The organism is Streptomyces sp. NPDC000594 (assembly GCF_040299965.1).
In the GTDB taxonomy this organism is placed as follows: Bacteria; Actinomycetota; Actinomycetes; order Streptomycetales; family Streptomycetaceae; genus Streptomyces.
In genome coordinates, this window is record NZ_JBEPCY010000001.1 from 1 (window position 1) to 4,240 (window position 4,240).

The window sequence follows — 4,240 nt, forward strand, 5'->3', positions numbered from 1 at the left end:
GTTGGGGGTCGGGGCGCCGGTCGGGGAGCGCCGGGGCGGCCCGGGGTGAGCTGGTCGCCGGGGCGCTCCGGTCCGGGTTCCGCGCTCCGGTCCGGGTTCCGCGCTCCGGTCCGGGTTCCGCGCTCCGGTCCGGGTTCCGCGCTCCGGTCCGGGTTCCGCGCTACTCGGCGGGAACGCTGGCGATGCCCGGTGGCAGGAACCGCCGGCCGGTCACCCGCTCCGACACACCGGTCCGGTCGAGGTACGGGGTGATCCCACCGAGCCAGAACGGCCAGCCGACGCCCAGGATCAGGCACAGGTCGACGTCCTGCGCCTCGGCCACCACGCCCTCGTCCAGCATCCGCCGGATCTCGTCGGCGAGCGCCGCGGCTGTGCGGTCCAGCACCTCCGCCGGGGTGGACGGCGAGGAACCGGCCTGCCACCCGGCCAGGACCTCGGGGTCGGGGGTCTTCCCGCCCGCGGCGTCCCGGAGCCATACGGAGGTCCTGCCCGCTTCGACGAGCCGCCGCAGGTTCCCGCTCACCGTGAACCGGTCGGGGAAGGCCGCGTGCAGGGCCTCGATGACGCGCAGGGCGGTCGCGGGACCGATGAGCTCCAGCAGGTCCAGCGGTGTCGCCGGCAGCCCCAGCGGGTGGAACGCCCGGTCCGCCGGCCCGAAGGGGGTGCCCTCGTCCAGGATCGCGACGATCTCGCCCAGCAGGCGGGCCAGCACCCGGTCGACGACGGACGCGGGCGTGTCCGGGATCAGTACACCGGTCTTGCCCAGCCCCTTGCCCAGCGCGAAGGCCGTCGCCAGCGTCGCCTCATCGGTCCCGTCGGCACGGATGATCTCCACCAGCGGCATGACGGCTGCCGGGTGGGCGAAGCGGAGCCCCACCACCCGTGCCGGGTGGCGCAGCTTGAGCGCGACCTCCGCGGGCGAGGTGCCGGGCGCGGTGGTCGCCAGCACGCACCCGGGCGGGACCTGCTCCTCGATCTCCGCGAACACCCGCTGCCGGGTGGGGAGATCGCCGTCCAGTGCCTCGACGACGAGACCGGCCTCCCGGAGCGCCTCCCCGTCCGGCGACCCCGACACCCGTGCCTTGACCCGGACGGCCGCGTCCGGGGTCAGCAGGCCGCCGTCCAGCAGTGCGTCGGCCTCGGTGTGCACACGGGCCACGGCCTCGTCCACCTGCGCCCGGTCGGCGCCGGTCAGGACGACGGGGACGTCCAGCTGTCGCGCGAACAGCAGGGCCAGCCCGGTGGCCCCGGGACCCGTACCGGCGATCCCGACGCTCTCCACCGGGCGGGCCAGCGACTCGTCGGGCAGGCCCGGCTGCTGGGCCGCACGCCACTGCACCAGGCTGAACGCGTACAGGCTGGCCCGTGCCTCATCGCCCATCAGTACCTCGGCCATGGCCTCGGACTCGGCCGCGTAGCCGCGGTCCAGGTCGTGGTGGCGGGCGAGGTCCAGCAGCTCCACGGCCCGCTCCGGCCCCGGTGACGCGCCGTGGGTCTTGGCCTCGACGAGGGCCCGCGCCCGGGCGATGGCCGCGTCCCAGCCCGCGCCGCGGTCGAACTCGGGGCGGGGGACCGCGGTCGTGCCGTCGACCACACCGGCGATCCAGCGCAGTGAGGCGTCGAGGAAGTCCGCCGAGTCGAGCAGCACATCGGCGACGCCCAGTTCGACGGCGTCGGCGGGCTGGAGCATCGTGTTGGTGAACGCGTTCTCGATGATCACGGTGACCGCGCGGTCCGGACCGATGAGGTTCGGCAGCAACTGGGTGCCGCCCCAGCCCTGGAACAGGCCGAGGGCGCACTCGGGGAAGCCCAGTGCGGGCACATCGGATGCCACGGTCCGGTACTGGCAGGACAGTGCCAGTTCCAGTCCGCCGCCGATCGCGACCCCGTTGACCAGGGCGAAGGTCGGGATCGTGGAGTCGGTGAAGCGGCGGAACGCGTCGTGGCCGAGCTTGCCGACGGCCAGCGTCGTCTCGCGGTCCATCCCGACGGCGGCCAGGTCGGCGCCGACGGAGAAGCAGAAGGGCTTGCCGGTCACCGCGATGGCCGCCGGGTCCGCGGCCAGCGCGGCGTCGAAGGCGGCGTCGATACTGCGGAGACCCTCGCGGCCGAAAGTATTCGGTTTAGTGGGGTCGAGCCCATTGTCCAGGGTGATCAGTGCGACCGGCTTCGCCAGTCCGGAGACCGGGATCATCCGGGTGGTCGCATGGGTCACGACTTCGTTTCTCACTTGCCCCTCCAGTGTGGGTTCTGCCTGATCATGGTGTGGCGCGGCGGCATACCTGTGTCGCCGGCCGCCTCACCAGGCAATAGGGAGGGAGAGCAGCCCCTGGACTGTGTCGCCCGGTGCACAGGGGAGCTGGTCGACCGGGCCGGTCAGGCGCAGGCCGGGCAGACGGGTGAAGAGGGCCCGCAGCGCGATCTCCATCTCGGCGCGCGCGAGATTGTGACCGAGGCAGAGGTGGATGCCATGGCCGAAAGTGATGTGGTGGCGTGCCGAGCGTGTCAGGTCCAGCTCATCGGCGGCCGGGTAGACGGACGGGTCCCGGTTGACCAGTGAGGTCGCGAAGAACACCGCGTCGTCGGGGCGGATGACCACGTCGCCGATCTCGATGTCCTGGGTGGCCACCCGGGCCAGGCCCTCCACGATGGAGAGGAACCGCAGGAGTTCGTTGACGGCGTTCGGGAACAGGGTGTCGTCGGCCCGCAGTGCGGCGAGTTGCTCGGGGTGTTCCAGCAGGGTCAGGGTGCTCAGTGTGATCATGCTGGCGGTCGACTCATGGCCGGCGATGAGCATGAAGATCGCCAGGCTGACCGCGTCCTGCCGCTCCAACTCGCCCGCGTGCATGTGCTCGACCAGGGTGTCCAGCAGGTCGCCGCCCGGCTCGCTCTCCTTGTGGGCGATCAATTTGCCCATATAGGCCATGAGTTGCATGGCGGCACCCGCGGCCTCCTCGCCCGTGGTGGCGCGCAGCAGGAGGGAGGACTGCTCCTCGAAGAAGTCGCGGTCGGAGACCGGTACGCCGAGCAGTGCGCAGATCACGCTGGAGGAGAGCGGGAGCGCGAACTGGCTGACCAGGTCGGCGGTCGGGCCCTTCTCGATCATGTCGTCCAGCAGTTCGTCCACCAGCTGCTGGATCTGCGGGCGCAGGTCGGCGACGCGCTGATTGGTGAAGCGCGGCATCAACATGCGCCGCTGGGCGTGCTGTTCGGGACCGTCGGCACCGAGCAGCGGGGTGCGGCGCTGTTCGAGGGGGATGGCCGCGAAGCGCGGCGAGGTCACCGGGAAGGCCGGGTTCTCACGGACCGAGGAAAGGCGATCGTCGGTGAGGAGTTGCCGTGCCTCGGCGTGCCCCGTCACGATCCACGCTTCGCGTCCGTCGTAGAGCCTGACGCGGGAGATCGGCCCCTCGTCCACCAACGGCTGATAACCGGTGGGCGGGTGGTAGGGGCAGGAACGATCCTGCGGGAAGGAAACGGCTTCGGTCACGAGTGAACCCTTCGCGAATGTCGGTCCCCGGCAGCTACTGCGCCAGGCCTCGGATCATCCCGGTGCGCCTCTGACGGGTCAACAGCACTCAGGCGCGCGCGGGGCGGTGGGGATGCCGCTGCCGCGCACTGCGACATCCTGCCGAAAACGGCTGTGACCTGCGATGACGCACTTATCGTCCCGGTTGGGACGCCCGAAGGGTCCCGGCCGCGAGGATTGTCCGCAGGGAAAATGATCAAGCCTGATCGAAGGGTTTGACGGGCCTGCCTTGTGGGGTAGCGTGTGGCTGCGGACCGAACGAACAGGCGAGTTCACGCAGCGTAGTTGACGGAGGCGATGGGGGCATGGCCGTGGAACGGCAGGCACGCGTACGCGTCGCAGGAGTTCTGCGTCATTGTCCGGAACCACACCTCCTTCCTCCCTTGTTGTGAACCGCCGGTCCCGGCACTTTCTGCACACCCCCGGCCTCGCCGACGATGCCGGTCGCACCATCCACACCGTTTGCCTCATGCAAGACGGCTGCCCCTTCTCGGTGCCCCCTGTCCGCTACGCGGCCTGAGGGAGACCACACCGAGGGGTGACCGGGCGGATGCCGGGGCAACGGGGCCCGTACGGCGGGGGCTTGCACCACGGCCCTGTTCCGCTGTCGGATCAACGCGCGAAGTTCGAAGTTGAAGTCCTTTCCTGATCGCCACTCGCGGTTGTGGCCTGTCTCGATCGGGATGTCGGGGTTTGAAAGAGGGCTTTTCT

Annotated in this window: 2 protein-coding genes; both read right to left on the bottom strand. The window is 70.7% G+C overall.

Annotated elements, in window-relative coordinates; all coding sequences use genetic code 11:
• Positions 1-160 precede the first annotated feature (160 nt).
• Positions 161-2,194 carry a 3-hydroxyacyl-CoA dehydrogenase NAD-binding domain-containing protein gene (locus ABT354_RS00005; RefSeq protein WP_502983301.1) on the bottom strand — a complete coding sequence of 678 codons (2,034 nt, stop codon included), beginning with the start codon at positions 2,192-2,194 and terminating at the stop codon, positions 161-163.
• 105 nt (positions 2,195-2,299) lie between these two features.
• Complete coding sequence (locus ABT354_RS00010) at positions 2,300-3,490, bottom strand: cytochrome P450 (RefSeq protein WP_351486667.1); 1,191 nt, start codon at positions 3,488-3,490, stop codon at positions 2,300-2,302.
• Between the last annotated feature and the right edge of the window lie 750 nt (positions 3,491-4,240).

Excerpts from the sequence above, each read along its gene's own strand:
- ABT354_RS00005 (WP_502983301.1), bottom strand. The coding sequence starts at position 2,194 with ATGATCCCGGTCTCCGGACTGGCGAAGCCGGTCGCACTGATCACCCTG.